This window comes from Nocardia arizonensis (assembly GCF_001310275.1).
In the GTDB taxonomy this organism is placed as follows: Bacteria; Actinomycetota; Actinomycetes; order Mycobacteriales; family Mycobacteriaceae; genus Nocardia; species Nocardia arizonensis.
Map to the genome: position 1 here is coordinate 44,534 of NZ_LGYZ01000068.1, position 15,171 is coordinate 59,704.

Sequence of the window (15,171 nt, forward strand, 5' to 3'; positions counted from 1 at the left end):
ACTCGACAATTCCGTAGCACCGGAACCGAGCAGAGAACCGCCACAGTGACGAAAAGGCGGAGCACCCGAAGCAGAGTAGGACACCGCCTCAGCGGGCGCCCTCGAGTACCCGATACTGAGTACGGGCGATCTCGAAGGCTTCGTTCTCGGTCTTCTCCCAGATCTCGGCGACGTAGCGTCCGCGGACCAGAATGCAGAACCACCGACTCGTCGCGGCGCTCGTCGCCGACCAGCAGGTCGTGTCGGGCACATCGGGGGAGGCGGCGGGGGAGAGCTTCGCGTCGCCGAGAGCATAGGAAGTCACCGCGGCGATGCCGAGAGCTCCGGCGAGGGTTATCGCGCCCGCCCCATCGCGAGTGCGGAAGACGTTCGCGTCCCCGACACCCATGACGTCCATGCCGACATCGGTGAAGACCGAGCGCAAGCGGCGGGGATCGTAGACGAGCAGCGCGGCGCCCGCGGGACCGTACGCGCCGGTGGCGGCGCCGCCGCTGCCGGTCGCCAGTGCGAGAACACCCGAGGGGTCGCGGGACAGGCCGGCGTACTTCGCCGGGTCGGTCGCGACGAAGCTGTCCAGCAGGGGCCGTTGCAGTTCCGCGGCCCGGACGGTGACGGCTTCGGTCGTAGCGGTGTCGACGGCGTTCACCGCGGAGTAGATGACATATTCCCGATACGGCGTGAAGGCCATGCTCGCGTAGAAACTGGTCTGACGAACTCGGCTGAACCTCGTCTCCGTAGCCTCGGCCAGCGGGACAGCCTCACGGTTGTCGACTTCCAGCATGCCCTTGGTGGTGAGCGCCGCCTCCGCGAGGTCGTCGGCCGCACGCGTGGCGGTCACGGCGTCGGGGAAGCGGATCACGCCCTGGGTCAACCCCTTTCGCGGATGTGCGCCGGACGCGGAATGGTAGGTGAGGTAGCCGGCCAGCATGCCGTTGTCGACGGCGGCGGCGGTGATGGCGGGATTGTGCCCCACATTGACCAACAGGAAAGGGCGGGTCAGCGGGCCGGAGCTACCCGGGATGGTCAGGTCGGGATCGATGTCGTTCGGATGCGCCGTGACGTCGGCCAGCCGCACCCCCTCGGCGAGCGCGCCCTCGCGGACCGGATCGACCGCGACGGGCGTGCTCGTCGGTGCGGCCGAAGGTTGTGCCTGCGGTGTGCCCGGCACGGTGGAACAGGAACTCATCGTGATCGCGACGGCCGTCAGCGCCGCCCCCCACATCCAGCGATACATAACCCGATCCTCGCAGACGGCCCGTCACCGGCCCGAACCCACCCACCCGTCCGCATCGGGCGCCCAGCAGCGCCGGTTCACGGATCACTATGTCGTGCAAGCGATTCGGATCACTCAGATCCCGATGTATATCGGCGACCGGTCTGCCATATCGCACGGCTCATAGGTCGCACGCCGCGCCGGAGAAAGGAGGCGATATCTCCGGCACGGTGCGGCTGATGCTGTTCGACACCAGGAAATCTCAGGATGCGACGAATATCATAGGTGCTGGAGAATTTTGCACTGTTACGGATTCCTGCTGTTATATCCCGTCCGAATCGGGTCAGGTCTTTGCCTGTCTCGATTGCAGTGCTCGTCGCGGAGGTGATGCGGCGTGCGCCGGTTCCGACGCCGCGTGCGAGTCCTATTCCGCCTTCTAATGGTGAAGAAGACATTCACCGCCGCCTTGGGGATCGCGTAGGCGTAGTCGCCGCGTTGGAAGTCGGGGGTGGCGAAGAGCCCGGTGACCAGACCGCCCCACGCCTGCGCCGCACTCGGGCCGCCCGCGGGGCCTGTGCCGATCAAGGCCGCGAGTCCGGCGAGTGCTTGATCGTGTTGTTGCTGTTCGAGATACCACGCGGCGGTGCCCGGGTCGTGTTCACGAACCCAGCTCAGCGTTTCGCCCATTCGGTAGGATTCGGCGAATATCGAGCCGAGCCCGGCTCCGACCGAGGTGATGTTCTCCCAGATGTTCTTGTCGGCGAAACCACGCCGATCCCCGGCGGACGAGTCGGTGAACACCTTGCCGTTGGCGTCGTAACCCTTGTGGGAGTTGTCGAGTCGGTTGAATTCGAGCCGGGAATGGTCCGGCGCCCAGACCGTGTATCGCCACGAGTCCTTGAACTCGATCTCGTAGCCGTTCTCCAGGACCTGGCGACGCTATCCGAATCGGGTGTCGTACTGCGTGATCCCGCCGTGTTCGTCGTAGAAGACTTCGTAGGTGGGGTTGCCGTCCTTGTCGAGAGTCGCGGTTCTGAGGGGCATACCGCGGAAGTCGACGGTACTCGCCTGTGTCGAACCGTTGTTGTCATTGATCGAGAGCAACCGAGCCGCGAACACGCCACACCAGTCACATTCGTTCACTTTCGTCACAGTGACGATAAATTGCCCGTATAAATATTCACCATCTGACCTGCGAGATCACGACTACTGCCATCTCTTACCGGATACCGGCGCCAATCCAGTCCACTGCCAACCTTTCCAGATTACTGCCACCTTTTCCCGGATCAGGCATATGGGTTCGTTCATCAGATGAAATTCGGGCAGGTTCCGCGCCGATAATCTACATTATGTCAAGTAGAGCGCTTCCACCGCCGCGTTACAGGACTACACCGACTTCGCCCCCACCGACGGCGGGTCGGACGGCCGACCGCCCGACCCGCCTGCTCTCACGGCCGGATCTGGAACAAGACGTTGAACGGATCTTCGACTTCGGCCTTGCGCACCGTCGCGAAGCCGGCCTCGGCGCACAGCTTGCGCGCCACGTGCTCGTTGAAGCCGCAGGTGCCCAGGCCCGCCCCGCCCGATGCGAGCGAACTCGTCATGCAGAACAAGACGCTGATGCCGTAGAAGTACGCGCCGAGCGGGCCCGCGTTGTCCTGGAGTCGGTGGCTGGCGTTGATGTCGACGCACAGGTAGTGCCCGCCCGGCCGCAAAGCCGCTCGGATGGTCTTCAGGATGCCGAGCGGGTCGGCGGAATCGTGGATCACGTCGAAGGTGGTGATCACGTCGTAGTCCTCGGGCAGACCTGCCGAGACATCGAAGACCTCGAATCGGACACGATCGGTGACGCCGGCCGCTTGCGCGTTGGCCCGTGCCGCGGTGATCGAGTCGGCGTGGACGTCGTAGCCGACATAGCGGCCCGCCGGGAATTCCCGTGCGAGCCGGATGAGGGCTTGTCCGTGCCCGCAGCCGAGATCGGCGACGTCGGCGCCACGTTCGAGCAGCCCCACCACGTCGGGGAACGCGGGCAGCCACTGCTGGGTGAGCTGATGGGTGAACGCTCGACCTGTCGACCTGGCCAGGCCGTGCCACCAGTCGGCGGTGTATTCGTCGAGGGGCACACCGCCACCGGTGCGAAAGGCATCGATCACCTTGCCGAGCATGCCGGTGAGCCCCAACAGCGCGTGGTGTTCACCGCCGAGGTATGCCGGGCCTTCGATGGCCAGGACAGGTGCGTGGTCGGCGGGCAACGCGAACCGGTCGGCGTCGGGATCGTAGGTGAGATATCCGTGTGCGGCCATCGAGGACAGCCACTCGCGGGTGTAGCGCTCGGCGGTCGAGGTGCGTACGGCGAGTTCGGTGCTGCTGACCGGCCTGCTGTCGGCCATCGCCTGCCACAGGCCGAGTCTGTCACCGATCATCGACATCGTGGTGGCCATCCACGCGCTGGTGTCACCGATAACCCGCCCGACGAATTCCTCTACCCCGGCCTCATCGACCAACTCGACAGTGCTCATCGTGTACCTCCTACTAGGTTGATTGGTGAAACGACTATGAATCGCACCGCATGCAGCTCGGATGCGGCGCGGTTGCACCGGCGGCGGAGCAGTGGGGTGAGATGGAATTCGAAGTCCTCGGCGCGCTGCGTGTGCGCGACGGCGACCGTGAGCTGACGATCGGCAGCGCCACCCAGCGACGGCTGCTCGCCGCGCTGCTCGTGCACGCGGGCACGGTGTTGTCGGCCGACCGTCTCATCGCGGTGGCATGGGGCGAGGACCCGCCTCCATCGGCGCTGCGTTCACTGCACACCTATCTGTCGCGGCTGCGCACCGTGCTGCACCGCGACGGCGCCGAGATCCTGTTGACCCGGCCTCCCGGCTATCTGCTCGACATCGCACCCGATCAGCTGGACGCGACCAGGTTCCACCGCCTGGTGGAAGCGGCGCGTATCACCGGGGATCCGGCGGACTTCGAATCCGCTCTGGGACTGTGGCGCGGCGCGGCGTACGCCGAGTTCGCCGACAGCGAGTTCGCTCGGGCGGAAGCCGTACGGCTCGAGCAGGCGCGGCTGGTCGCCCGCGAGGACAGCTTCGAGGCCGCGCTCGGTCGCGGCCACGACGGTGAACTCGTCGCGGCCATCGAAGTATTCACCGCCGAGCATCCGTTGCGTGAGCGTCCGCACGCGCTGCTCATGCGCGCGCTCTACAACAGCGGCAGGCACGCGGACGCGCTCGCGGTCTTCCGGCGCTTCCGTCAGCGCCTCGACGGTGAACTGGGAGTGGCGCCGTCGGCGACGTTGCGCGCGCTGGAGTCGGCGATCCTGCGCCAGGAACTGGACGTGGTCGCGCCGACCGCACACCCTGTCTCAGTACCCGCGTCGTCACGGTTGCCGAGTGAACCGACCCCGCTGATCGGACGCGCCGACGACGAAGCGGCGATCCGCACAGCTCTCACCGGTACCCGTCTGCTCACCCTGACCGGTGTCGGCGGAGTGGGCAAGACCCGGCTGGCGCTGCATGTCGCGACCCGGCGCGCAGGCGACTACCCCGACGGCGTCCGGTGGTGCGAACTGGCACCACTGACCGACGGCGCCGCGGTCGCGCACGCGCTCGCGGCGGCCCTCGGCGCGCGCCGCGGTCTGCGATCCAGTCTCGAGCAGGCGATCATCGCCTTCTTGGCACCCAAGAAGTTGCTGCTGGTGCTCGACAACTGCGAACACGTCATCGAAGACAGCGCCCGGCTGGTCGACCGGATCGTGCGCGCGTGCCCGAATGTGACGGTAATGACCACCAGCCGGATCCCGCTCGGCGTGCCCGGCGAACACCTGTACCCCACGGCGCCTTTGCCGTTCGCCTCCGACGATTCGCCCGCGGCGCGGTTGTTCATCGATCGCGCGAAGGCGGTCCGCCCCGATCTGGTCCTCACGCAGGACAATCGCCGTCATATCGCCGAGCTGTGCCGTCGCCTCGACGGCCTACCGCTCGGCATCGAATTGGCCGCGGCCAGGGTGCGTTCCATCAATCCGGCCGATCTGTCCGAACGCAGCCGCACGAGTTTCGCCCTGTTCACGAGCAGCCGTACCACGACGGCGCCGCGCCACCGCACCCTGCGGGCGGTCGTCGACTGGTCCTACGCATTGCTCAGTCCCGCCGCGCAACGACTGTTCGCGCGCCTGTCGGTGTTCTCGGGCGGATTCTCGCTCGATGCGGCCGAAGCCGTTTGCAGCGAAGGCGATCTCGTCGACCTGATCACCTCACTGGTCGACAGCTCCTTGATCACCGCGGGCGGGACCACGGCCACCCGCTACACGATGCTGGAGACCCTGCGGGCCTTCGGCCGCGAACAGCTCGACAACCGGGACGAGACCGATGCAACCCACCACCGCCACGCCGTCCATTTCGCCGATCTGGCCACCGCGGCCGAACGCGGACTCCGCGGACCCGACGAAGCCCGTTGGATCTCCACCGTCGACCACGATCTGGACAACCTGCGGGCCGCCCACCATTGGGCCGTCGGACGCCGCGACACCGACCTGACTCTGCGAATCAGCGCGGGCCTGTATCACTACGCGCTCTACCAGTTCCCCGACGAAGTGATCTCCTGGGGCGAGACAGCCCTGCGGCTGCCCGGCGCCGATTCTCACCCGCTGTACACGGTGGTGTGCGCCGCCGTCGCCGAGGGTTTCACCTTCCGGGGCGCGCACCAGCGCGCCCGTGCGATAGCCGAAAGCGCCTTGGCACGCGGCGGAATCGGTGACCGTGACCGGATCCCGCTGATCAAGATCCTGGCGACCGTCGCGCTCTATGAAGGCCGCCTCGGCGAGTGCTTCTCCCACGCGACCGAACAGCTCGCACTGGCCGGGATCGCGGACCCGTGGTATCAAGCCGACGCGTTGCTGTTCCAGACCTTGTCGAGCGCCTACGCCGACGACACGGACCGCGCCGACGCGATCGCGGACCGACACCTGCGTGTCGCACACCGGATCGGCACCCCGAGTCTGATCGCCTGGGCCGAATACGGCAAAGCCGAGGCGCTTTCCCGCACGGCTCCCGACCGGGCCGTTCTGCACTATCAGCGGGCCGTGGCCACCGCCGACGGCGTCGACAGTGTCTTCGTCGTCAACGTCGCGACGGTCGGTCTGGCTGCCCTCTACACCCGCACCGGCGCAACCGGTTCCGCGTTGCGCGCGTTCCGAGCCGCGATCCTCGGTTGGCGGCGCATGCAGGTCTGGCACCACCAGTGGACCACGCTGCGCAACCTGGGCCGACTGCTCGTCGAACTACATCTCGACGAACCGGCCGCGGTCCTGCTCGGCGTGCTGCACAGCGCGCACGCCGAAGTGTTCGGCGCGGACGCATCCCACGAGGCCGACAGCATGCGGATCCTGCGGGAACGTCTGGGTGAATCCGCGTTCGAGGCGGCGCGGGCGCGCGGTATGGCGATGACGGGCGAGGCCGCGGTCGAATTCGCGCTCGCGACCATCGACCACGTCGCGGTGCCCGACTGACAGGTGAGTCGTCGCGCGGGCACTCACCCGCCCTGCCGAAGGCTCGGCGCCGCCCGAACGACGGCGCGGCGGCCTGCTTTCACTGGTCGCGCAAATCGATGTACGAGACCGTACCCTGGATTTGCTGGCGAGAGGCGGGTGATGGCCGGACGACATCGATTGCTGCTGCCTCTCGGATGGCCGATTGTTCTCCCCCGCATCGGGTTCTGCGCCGTGAGCGTCCATACTTCCTCGTCGACTACCGTTGTCGAAAGCCGGTGGTCCGGCGTCGGAACCTGACGCGGGTTCTTCGGCGACCCCGCGTCAGGTTCCAGAAGAACGTCGAAAGCTGTTCTCTCAGTTGCGAATTCAAATGTGCTTGCTACACTCTGAAATGCCTTGCTCGGCGGGACCGAGCAGTGGCGAATCTCATTGGGGGGCTTGCCGACGCAGAGGGGCTGCCGGCGATGAGTAGAAGGCAGAGTGATGATTTCGCAGGGGAATACGGAAGAGTTCGCGGACATGTTGTTCGGTGGTCGGCGGGCCTCGGCTCAACGCCTGAACAAGCTCTTCAGCGAACCAGGGTTCGATCAGGATTGGTGGGCTGCCACCAAGAACCCCGGAAAGCAGGCATACGAACGGTATTTGGCGCTGCTGCCGCAGTTGGCGGCCACCGAGACCGCCGATCTGCGCGAGCTGGTGACCTGGCACGAGCAGGCCACGGTCGTCGACCCGCACCTCGGGGCGTTGCTGACGGTGCAGGTGAACCTCGTGCGGGGGACGCTGCTCGAACAGCATTCGCGCACCGGTGAGGTCGCCGCGGCGCTGACCGAGCTATCGGAGGGCCGCGCGGTCGGCGCCTACGTACTCACCGAGGTCGGCCACGGCAGCGACCTGAACAATCTGGAGACCACCGCCACCTACGATCCTTCCGACGGAGGCGGATTCGTGCTGCACACTCCGACGGATACGGCGGTCAAATTCATGCCGACCACCGCCCCGCCGCCGGTCGAGGGCGTGTCGAGGTTCGGGATCGTATTCGCCGGACTGATCCTGGACGGTACCCACCGCGGCAACTATCCGTTCCTCGTTCGGCTGGTCGACGCGGACGGACAGGCGCTTCCCGGCATCACCATCCGGCCGCTGCCCGAGAAGCCGGGTCTGGGTATGGACAACTCGCTGACGCGCTTCGATCACGTGCGGCTGTCCCGCGAATGTCTGCTGTCGCACACCGGCACCCGCATCGACGACAACGGCGAGCTGATCTCGCCCATCCCCGCCGACAACCAGGCGTGGCGGGCGATCAGCCGCGTCAGGGTCGGCAGGCTGTGCATCGCGGCCATGTCCGCGGCCGTGTCGCGGGCCGCGCTGTCGATCGCGGTGAGCCATGCCACCCAGCGCGATATCGCGAGCATGGTCGGCGGCCGCATTCCCCTGTCCGCGCTGCCCGCCCACCGCGACCTGCTGCTGGACGCGGTGGCCGACACCTATGTCGCGACCGCGGCGGTGGAGGTCGCCATCGACGCCTTCGTCCGGGCCGCCGACGAGCACGACGACGAACAAGGGCCGAAGCTCACCGACCTCGTCTCGCTCACCAAGCATTTCGCCACCACGACGGCACTGCGGGTGTGCAACGAGGTCCGCGACAGGCTCGGCGCCCAAGGCGTTTTCGCGCACAACAAGATCGTGGAGTTCCGCGCGCTGCGCGACGCCGCGGCCACCGCCGAGGGCGACAGTTACGTCATCGCTCTCCAAGCCGCCTACCGGCGCCTCCCCCGTCGCGAGGAGTCCGCGCCGCGGCAGCCCGAGAATCTCGCGCCCTGCGATGTCGACACACCCGGCGCCTGGCTCGACTGGCTCGACGCCCGCGCACTCCATCTCCAGCACCGGACCGCAGAGAAGTACGCGGGGGTCTCCGGTGACCGGCAGACCAGGTGGGACGGCGTCTACGATCTCGCCCTCGCCGCGGCCGAGGCCCACATCGCCCACCGGTCGGCGCGCGCGTTGGCCGATCGCGCCGCTCAGCTGCCCGAGGGGCCACGCGAGGTGATCGAGAAGCTGCTCGTGCTGTTCGCCATCCGCCAGTGCCAGGCCAACGGCGCGGATCTGCTGCCCGGCGGCCCGTTCCCGGTCACACCGGAACCGCTGTCGGACATGCGTCGTCGGGTGCAGGAGTCCCTGGCACCCCATCTGAACGAGCTCGTGGCCGCGTTCGAACTCGATTCCGGTCTGCTGCGCACCGCTTTCGACGCCGACGGATATGTCGCGCAGTGCGCGAGCGCCCTGGCCGAGTCGGTGGTCGACTCCGCCGCGTGAGACCGCGGTGGTGAGATCGTCGATCGGCGGTCTCACCACCGCGCCCGCGGGGATATTCAGGAGATGGTCAGCGGCGGGGTCTTCGCGAAGGTCACCGGCAGCGCCGCCAGGGAGCGGTGGAACGGGCCGGGTCGCCAGACGAGTTCGGCGGCCGGGCACGCCAGGGTGATCTCACCGAGCGCGTCGAAGAGCTGATCGATGGCGTACTGCGCGACCGGGTAGGCCACCTTCTGAGCGGGGCACACGTGCGGTCCGGTACCCCACGCCAGATGTGAGTTGTTCGCCGTGAACTCCCCGACGATATCGGGATCGTTGTTGCAGCCCGCCATGCTGGTCACCACCGGCTGATTCGCGGGCAGCCAATTCTTGCCGATGGGGATCGGATGCGGCGGATAGGTGATGCCGAAGTTCGCCAGCGGCGGATCGCGGAACAGCACCTCGTTGAGCGCGTCTCGTGTCGTGAGCGCCGCGTGCCCGGAGAACCGGGGATCACTGAGCATCAGCAACAGCGTATTGGTGATCAGGTTCGTCAGCGGCTCGATACCGGCGCCATAGATGGTGACGAGTTGGTGGACCAACTCCTCGTCGGTCAGCTCCGCCGAATGCTCGACCAGCCGAGTGGTGACGTCGTCGCCGGGATGGGCGCGCTTGACCGCTACCAGTTCGGCCAAGGCGCTCGCGAACAGTTCGCTGCCCTCGCCCGCGTCGGCGCCCTCGAACATCATGGCCATGCCCTTGGCGACCTGCAACCCGATATCCTCCGGGCAGCCGACCATCGCGTTGAGGTAGGCGAAGGTGACCGGAAACGCCCACTGGCTGAGCAGATCCGCCTGGCCGTCCCGGCAGAAGGTGTTCACCAAGGGGATGGCGATGTGTTCGATCTCGGTGTGCAGACCGTAGAGGTCGACGGCGTCGATGCTGTCGACGCTCGCCTTCCGGTATCGGGCATGGGCCGCTCCGGCACTGCGCAGGGCATTCGGCCGGTATTCCATCATCGGCCGCACCGGGCAGTCCGAGGGCACGTCCTTCTGCCAGGCGCGCGGGTCGGCGGGGAAATGCACGGGATCGTTGTTGATCCGTACCGCGTCCCGGTAGCCGATCACGAGCGTGGCCGCGATACCGGGCGCCAACTCGACCGGCACCAGGGAACCGAATTTGGCGCGCATCTCGGCGTAGAAACGGTGGGGGTCGGCGGCGAACTCGGGCTCGTAGAGACGAACCGGCGCCCGGTCGGGGTCGGCGACCATCGCACCGACCGCCTGGCCGTCGAAGAATGCGTCGTGGGGTTCATATGGTGTTGTCAATGGCGTAACTCCAGGGTGTGGAACGCAAATACGATGACGTGCTGGGAGATCTCGGGCGGGCGGTAGCGCCCCTATAGTTCCCGCAGACGGAACTCGCGGACCGAATCCGCTCGGCCGCATAACAATTCGCGCAGAGGCGTATTTCGGTGCCCGAATGGAACCTTGATGCCGGTCATGCCGCGGCGACCGGTGCGGTCGGTGACACGCGCCGAACGGTCGTGAACGTCCGCCGCGAGGGCAGCACGACCGACGGCCGATCTCTCATGTCACGATCTGCGCGAACACCAGGCTCCACGTCGGGGGATCATACCCACTCCTTGTTTCCCCTGCGGGCCGGCCATTTTCACTGGACACGTCATCGGGAGCCGAGTCGAGACCCGGCCCGCGACATCGGCCCACGTGTCCAATCCCTCTCGGCCGCACCGCATAGATGATGAAGGGGCTTCGATTCGTGAGCCGCCGAACGCAACAAGGTGAAACTGCGGGCCGACGCGGACGTCACGATCGACGGCAAGAAGGTCGAGGACGCCTACGTCGAATTCGTCGCCGAGGACGACCAGTGGAAGGTCTCCAACCAGTAAGCTGGACTCGGCGGCCTGCCAAGCCAGATGAGGCTCGCGAGGCCGGGCTCCCCCACCGCCGGCCTCGGAGAAAATCGACTTCCCGACTCCGAATCCTGCCACCCGGCACCAGAACTGGCAGCCGCGCCTCAGCGGAAGCTGAGAGTGGCGGTCGCGAGACCGAATATCTTGCGGCCGCCCGATTTCGCGACGATCGCGACGACCGCGCTTCGGGTCGCCGGATCCAGCGACTTCACCCGGCCGGTGTATTCGATGTGGCCGCCGAGTCGGGCGTCGACCAGCGTGTAGTTCGACAGGCGGACACCGTAGCGGGTGATCGCGCCCGGATCACCGGACCAGGTGGACACGAAGCCCGCGCCCAAACCCATGGTGAGCATGCCGTGCGCGATCACCCCGGGCAGACCCGCCATCTCCGCGATCCGGTCGTCCCAGTGGATCGGATTGCCGTCACCGGAGACACCGGAATAGTTGACCAGGTCACCGCGCGAGACACGAGCCTCGCGCAACGGCAATTCCAGGCCGACCGACAACTCGTCGAACGACAAAGTGGTGCCCGGCGTGCCGGCAGGGCTCGCGATCCGCACCTCGCCCTCCGGCCGCGGCGTGCGCTCGTGGACCGTTGCCTCGTCCTTGCGGCCGAGGATGTTCACCCCGTGCACCATGATGTTCTCCACCGCGTCGGTGATCGCCGGATCGACCCCCTCACCCGAGATACCGACGACCGTGGTGTGCATGCTGTGCACGACCTCGTCCTTCTCGTCGGTGAAGGTATTGGTGACCGTGATCAGATCCTTGCCCGCGATACGGCGCACCGACGACAATTCGACATCGGTGACCAGCCGGTCACCCGCCAGGATCGGACGATGCTGTTCGAAGACCTGCTCGGTCTGCACGAACATGTCGTAACCGCTGATCACCGTCTCGAACAGGATGCGGTTGGCCGCCATCGCCGGAATGGACACAAACGTCAGCGGCGCCACCAGACCGGGATAACCGAGGTCGGCGGCCGCGTTCTCGTCCCAATGCGCGGGGTGGGTGTCCTGGACAGCGCGCGCGTACTCCCGGACCTTCTCCCGTCCGACCTCGAACGCGTCGTCGATCCTGTAATAATGCCCCACGTAGGACGCGACATCTGGCGCGTCTACCACCGAACTCACCGTGAACCTACTCCTCTGTACGACAAACGCGACCGGGGCAGAATAGCGGAAACCCCGCCGTAGTGGATCAGCCGTCCAGACGAACCGGGAACGCCGCCAGATCGTTCTGGGTCAGCACCGGCAGATTGCGGATCTCCTCGACCGGCACCGCCAGATTCAGGTTCGGGAACCGCTCGAACAACGCGGGCAGCGCGATACCGCCCTCCAGACGCGCCAGCGCCGCACCCGGGCAGATGTGCGGGCCGTACCCGAAGGTGATGTGCCGGTCGGCGGTGGGCCGGGTGACATCGAAATCGTTCGCGTCGGCACCGTGCACCGCGCTGTCGCGCCCGATCGCACGGTAGGACATGACCACACCGTCACCCTTCTCGATCGTCACGCCCTCGACGGTGATGTCCTCGGTGGCGAAACGCATCAAAAGGTGCGTGACCGGCCCGTCCCAGCGCAACGTCTCCTCCACCGCCGACGCCCACGGCACATCCCCGGACCGGACCCGCGTCAACTGCTCGGTATTCGTGAGCAGGGCGCGCACCGCGCTCAGGATCAACCCGATCGTGGTCTCGTGACCCGCCGCGACCAGCGCCTTCAAATTACCGATGACCTCTTCCTCGGTCAGCGGTTCACCGCCGTCGGTGGCCTGGATGAGCGCGCTGGTCAGATCGTCGGACGGCGAAGCCGCCTTGCGGCGCACCAACTCGGTGAAATACCCGTCGAGCTCATCGATGACCCGCAACCGCTCGTCCTGCGGCGTCAACAGCGAGAAGAACGCCTTGTACCAGGTCAACAGCATCGCGTGATCGGCACGATCGACACCCATCAGCTGACTGATGACCCGCATCGGCAGCGGATAGGCGAACACCGACTTCAGATCGACCACGGCGCCGTCACGACCCGCCCGCGCCACATCGTCCAACAACTCCGCGGTCATCCGCTCGATATCCGGCCGGAGCGCGTCCAGACGGCGCTTGGTCAACGCCTGGGTGGTCTTGATCCGCAGCCGCCGGTGCTCCGCGCCGTCGACGGTGAACATCGACCGGCCCGCGTCGATCATCCCGATCAGCGGCCACTGCCGCGTCACGATTCCCTTCTGCCACAACGACCACGCGCCGATGTCCTTCACCAGCCTCGGATCGACCAGCAGCTGCCGCGCCAACGCGTGTCGGGTGATCGTCCACGCGGGCACCCCGAGCAGTTCGATGCGGGTCACCGGATCCGCGGCCACCAGATACGCGGTCTCCCCCGCGAGATCGGCCACCATCGGATCGATGACGAGGGGCTGGGCATGGGGACAGACCTGGGTCACGGAGTACCTCCAACAGCACGAACCGGGGTGAAACGGACGGGAAGCGACGTCATACCGCGCAAGAAGGCCGACGGCCGCCGCACCAGGGTCTCGGCCGCGACCGCGAGATCGACATCGGGCAATCGGTCGAGCAGGATCTCGATAGCGGTGCGCGCGATGATCTCCGCGATCTGCTGGGCCGGAAACGGGCAACGGTACTCACCGTGGGAGAACGCGAAATGCGCGCAGTTGCCGCTGTAGGCCGGTTCCACCCAGTCCGAAGCATGTTGGCGCACATGCGGATCGGCATTCGCCGCCGCCAGCCCGAGCAGCAGCATGTCACCGCGACGAATCGCGCGGTCGCCCAACCGGGTGTCGCGCGCCGCCCACCGACCCGACAGGATCTGGGTCGGGGTGTCCTCCCACAACACCTCGTTCATGGCCTGGCCGACACTGTGACGGCCACCGCCCAACGCCGCGGCGAAACGGTCGTCGGTCAGCATCAGCCGCACCGAATTACCGATCCAGTCCGAGGTCGGCAGATGCCCCGCCGCGGTGATCGCCATCAGGTCGAGCATGTACTCCTCATCGGAGAACCCGCCGTGCGCCAACATCCGCGACACCAGATTGTCGCCCGGCCGCGCCTTGGTGTCGGCCACCAGCTTCTGCATATGACCCGCGAACTGCGCATAGCCCAGCTGGGCGTCGGCACCACCGTCGGCGAGGGTCTTCATCGTCCACGCCAACTGCGGGCCGTCCTCGTCCGGGAAGCCGAGCAGCCAGGCCAACGCCAGCACCGGCAGCGGCTCGGCATAGTCGGCGACCAGGTCGGCCTCACCCTTACCGCAGAAACCGTCGATCAACCGATCCGCGAGATTCTCACACGTGCGGCGCAATTCGAACGGATCCACCGAATCCAACGCCGGTTCCACCATCGCCACGTGACGGCGATGCTCGGCGCCCGCGGTGAAGTAGATCGACGGCATCGGCTGACCGATCATCGGCCGCAGCGGCCAATCCTGCGGAACATTCGGCCACTGGTTCCACAACCCCACATCCCGCGGGAACAACTCGGGATCACTGGTCACCTGATGCATCTCGCGATACCCGATCACCAGCCACGCCGGGAACCCGCCCGGCAACTCCACCGCCACCACCGGCCCATGCTCACGACGCATATCGTGATACAGCCGATGCGGATCCGAATGGAAACGCGGACCGCTCAACGGAACCGGCGCCGGCCCGCGCGACAGATCCGCGGGCGAACTCATCTGCGGATGACTCATGACGACACCGCCGAAACCCCGCGCCGCGTGAACAGATGCTCCACCAACGTGATCAACACGTCACGGCACGACTCCCGCGACCGCGCGTCGCACTCCAGCAACGGCACCCGCGGATCCAGATCCAACGCGTCACGAATCCGATCCCCGTCGAACGTGCCGCCGAAATCGTTGCACGCCACCACGAACGGCACCCGCTGATGCTCCAACCGGTCGATCGCGTACCAGGAATCGGCGATACGGAACTGATCCACCAGCACGATCGCCCCCAGCGCACCGCTGAACAGGCGATCCCACAGGAACCAGAAACGCTCCTGCCCCGGCGCGCCGAACAGATACAGCACATGCTCGGCATCGATGCTGATCCGCCCGAAATCGAACGCGACAGTGGTCGTCGACTTCCCGGTCACACCGGTCAGATCATCCACCCGCAAACCCTCCCGGGTCATGGTGGCCTCGGTGTCGAGCGGACGGATCTCGCTCACCGAACGAACCATCGTCGTCTTGCCGACACCGAATCCGCCGACGATGACGATCTTCATCGCCC

At 66.6% G+C, this 15,171-nt stretch carries 11 protein-coding genes; 3 read left to right on the forward strand and 8 right to left on the reverse strand.

The genetic code is table 11. From position 1 onward, the window contains the following. Positions 1-88 precede the first annotated feature (88 nt). The 3 genes from APZ21_RS13795 to APZ21_RS13810 all read right to left on the reverse strand — a co-directional run bounded on the left by APZ21_RS13795 (position 89) and on the right by APZ21_RS13810 (position 3,732). Entirely contained in the window at positions 89-1,234 is a 1,146-nt protein-coding gene (locus APZ21_RS13795; RefSeq protein ID WP_054813698.1) for a DUF7373 family lipoprotein, read from the reverse strand. Between the two features lie 285 nt (positions 1,235-1,519). Next, positions 1,520-2,014, reverse strand: coding sequence for a hypothetical protein (locus APZ21_RS13800; RefSeq protein ID WP_054813699.1), 495 nt, complete (start codon positions 2,012-2,014; stop codon positions 1,520-1,522). A gap of 647 nt (positions 2,015-2,661) precedes the next feature. Beyond that, entirely contained in the window at positions 2,662-3,732 is a 1,071-nt protein-coding gene (locus tag APZ21_RS13810) for a class I SAM-dependent methyltransferase (protein WP_054813701.1), read from the reverse strand. A 101-nt stretch (positions 3,733-3,833) separates the two neighbouring features. Between APZ21_RS13810 and APZ21_RS13815 the strand changes: the two genes are divergently transcribed. After that, on the forward strand, positions 3,834-6,722 hold the full coding sequence (locus tag APZ21_RS13815; RefSeq protein ID WP_162240336.1) for an AfsR/SARP family transcriptional regulator: 2,889 nt from the start codon (positions 3,834-3,836) through the stop codon (positions 6,720-6,722). A gap of 465 nt (positions 6,723-7,187) precedes the next feature. Then, complete coding sequence (locus APZ21_RS13820) at positions 7,188-9,017, forward strand: acyl-CoA dehydrogenase family protein (RefSeq protein ID WP_054813703.1); 1,830 nt, start codon at positions 7,188-7,190, stop codon at positions 9,015-9,017. A 56-nt stretch (positions 9,018-9,073) separates the two neighbouring features. Here the strand turns inward: APZ21_RS13820 and APZ21_RS13825 are convergent, their stop codons facing one another. Next, positions 9,074-10,321 (reverse strand): cytochrome P450 family protein, encoded by a 1,248-nt coding sequence (locus tag APZ21_RS13825; RefSeq protein WP_371852360.1) that lies wholly within the window; start codon positions 10,319-10,321, stop codon positions 9,074-9,076. 473 nt (positions 10,322-10,794) lie between these two features. Between APZ21_RS13825 and APZ21_RS36545 the strand changes: the two genes are divergently transcribed. Then, positions 10,795-10,902, forward strand: a complete 108-nt coding sequence (locus tag APZ21_RS36545; RefSeq protein WP_476739083.1) for an MTB12 C-terminal domain-containing protein — start codon at positions 10,795-10,797, stop codon at positions 10,900-10,902. Between the two features lie 128 nt (positions 10,903-11,030). Here the strand turns inward: APZ21_RS36545 and APZ21_RS13830 are convergent, their stop codons facing one another. From APZ21_RS13830 to APZ21_RS13845, 4 genes are all read right to left on the reverse strand, one after another. Next, entirely contained in the window at positions 11,031-12,059 is a 1,029-nt protein-coding gene (locus APZ21_RS13830) for a fused (3R)-hydroxyacyl-ACP dehydratase subunits HadA/HadB (RefSeq protein WP_054813705.1), read from the reverse strand. Between the two features lie 67 nt (positions 12,060-12,126). Continuing rightward, entirely contained in the window at positions 12,127-13,362 is a 1,236-nt protein-coding gene (locus APZ21_RS13835; protein ID WP_054813706.1) for a cytochrome P450 family protein, read from the reverse strand. Next, positions 13,359-14,627: a cytochrome P450 family protein gene (locus APZ21_RS13840; RefSeq protein WP_054813707.1), complete on the reverse strand. Its 1,269-nt coding sequence runs from the start codon at positions 14,625-14,627 to the stop codon at positions 13,359-13,361. Before APZ21_RS13840 ends, APZ21_RS13835 begins: the two co-directional genes overlap by 4 nt. Next, a complete protein-coding gene (locus APZ21_RS13845) occupies positions 14,624-15,166 on the reverse strand; it encodes a GTP-binding protein (protein WP_156371062.1) in 543 nt (180 codons plus the stop codon). The genes APZ21_RS13840 and APZ21_RS13845 overlap by 4 nt, the downstream gene beginning before the upstream one ends. Between the last annotated feature and the right edge of the window lie 5 nt (positions 15,167-15,171).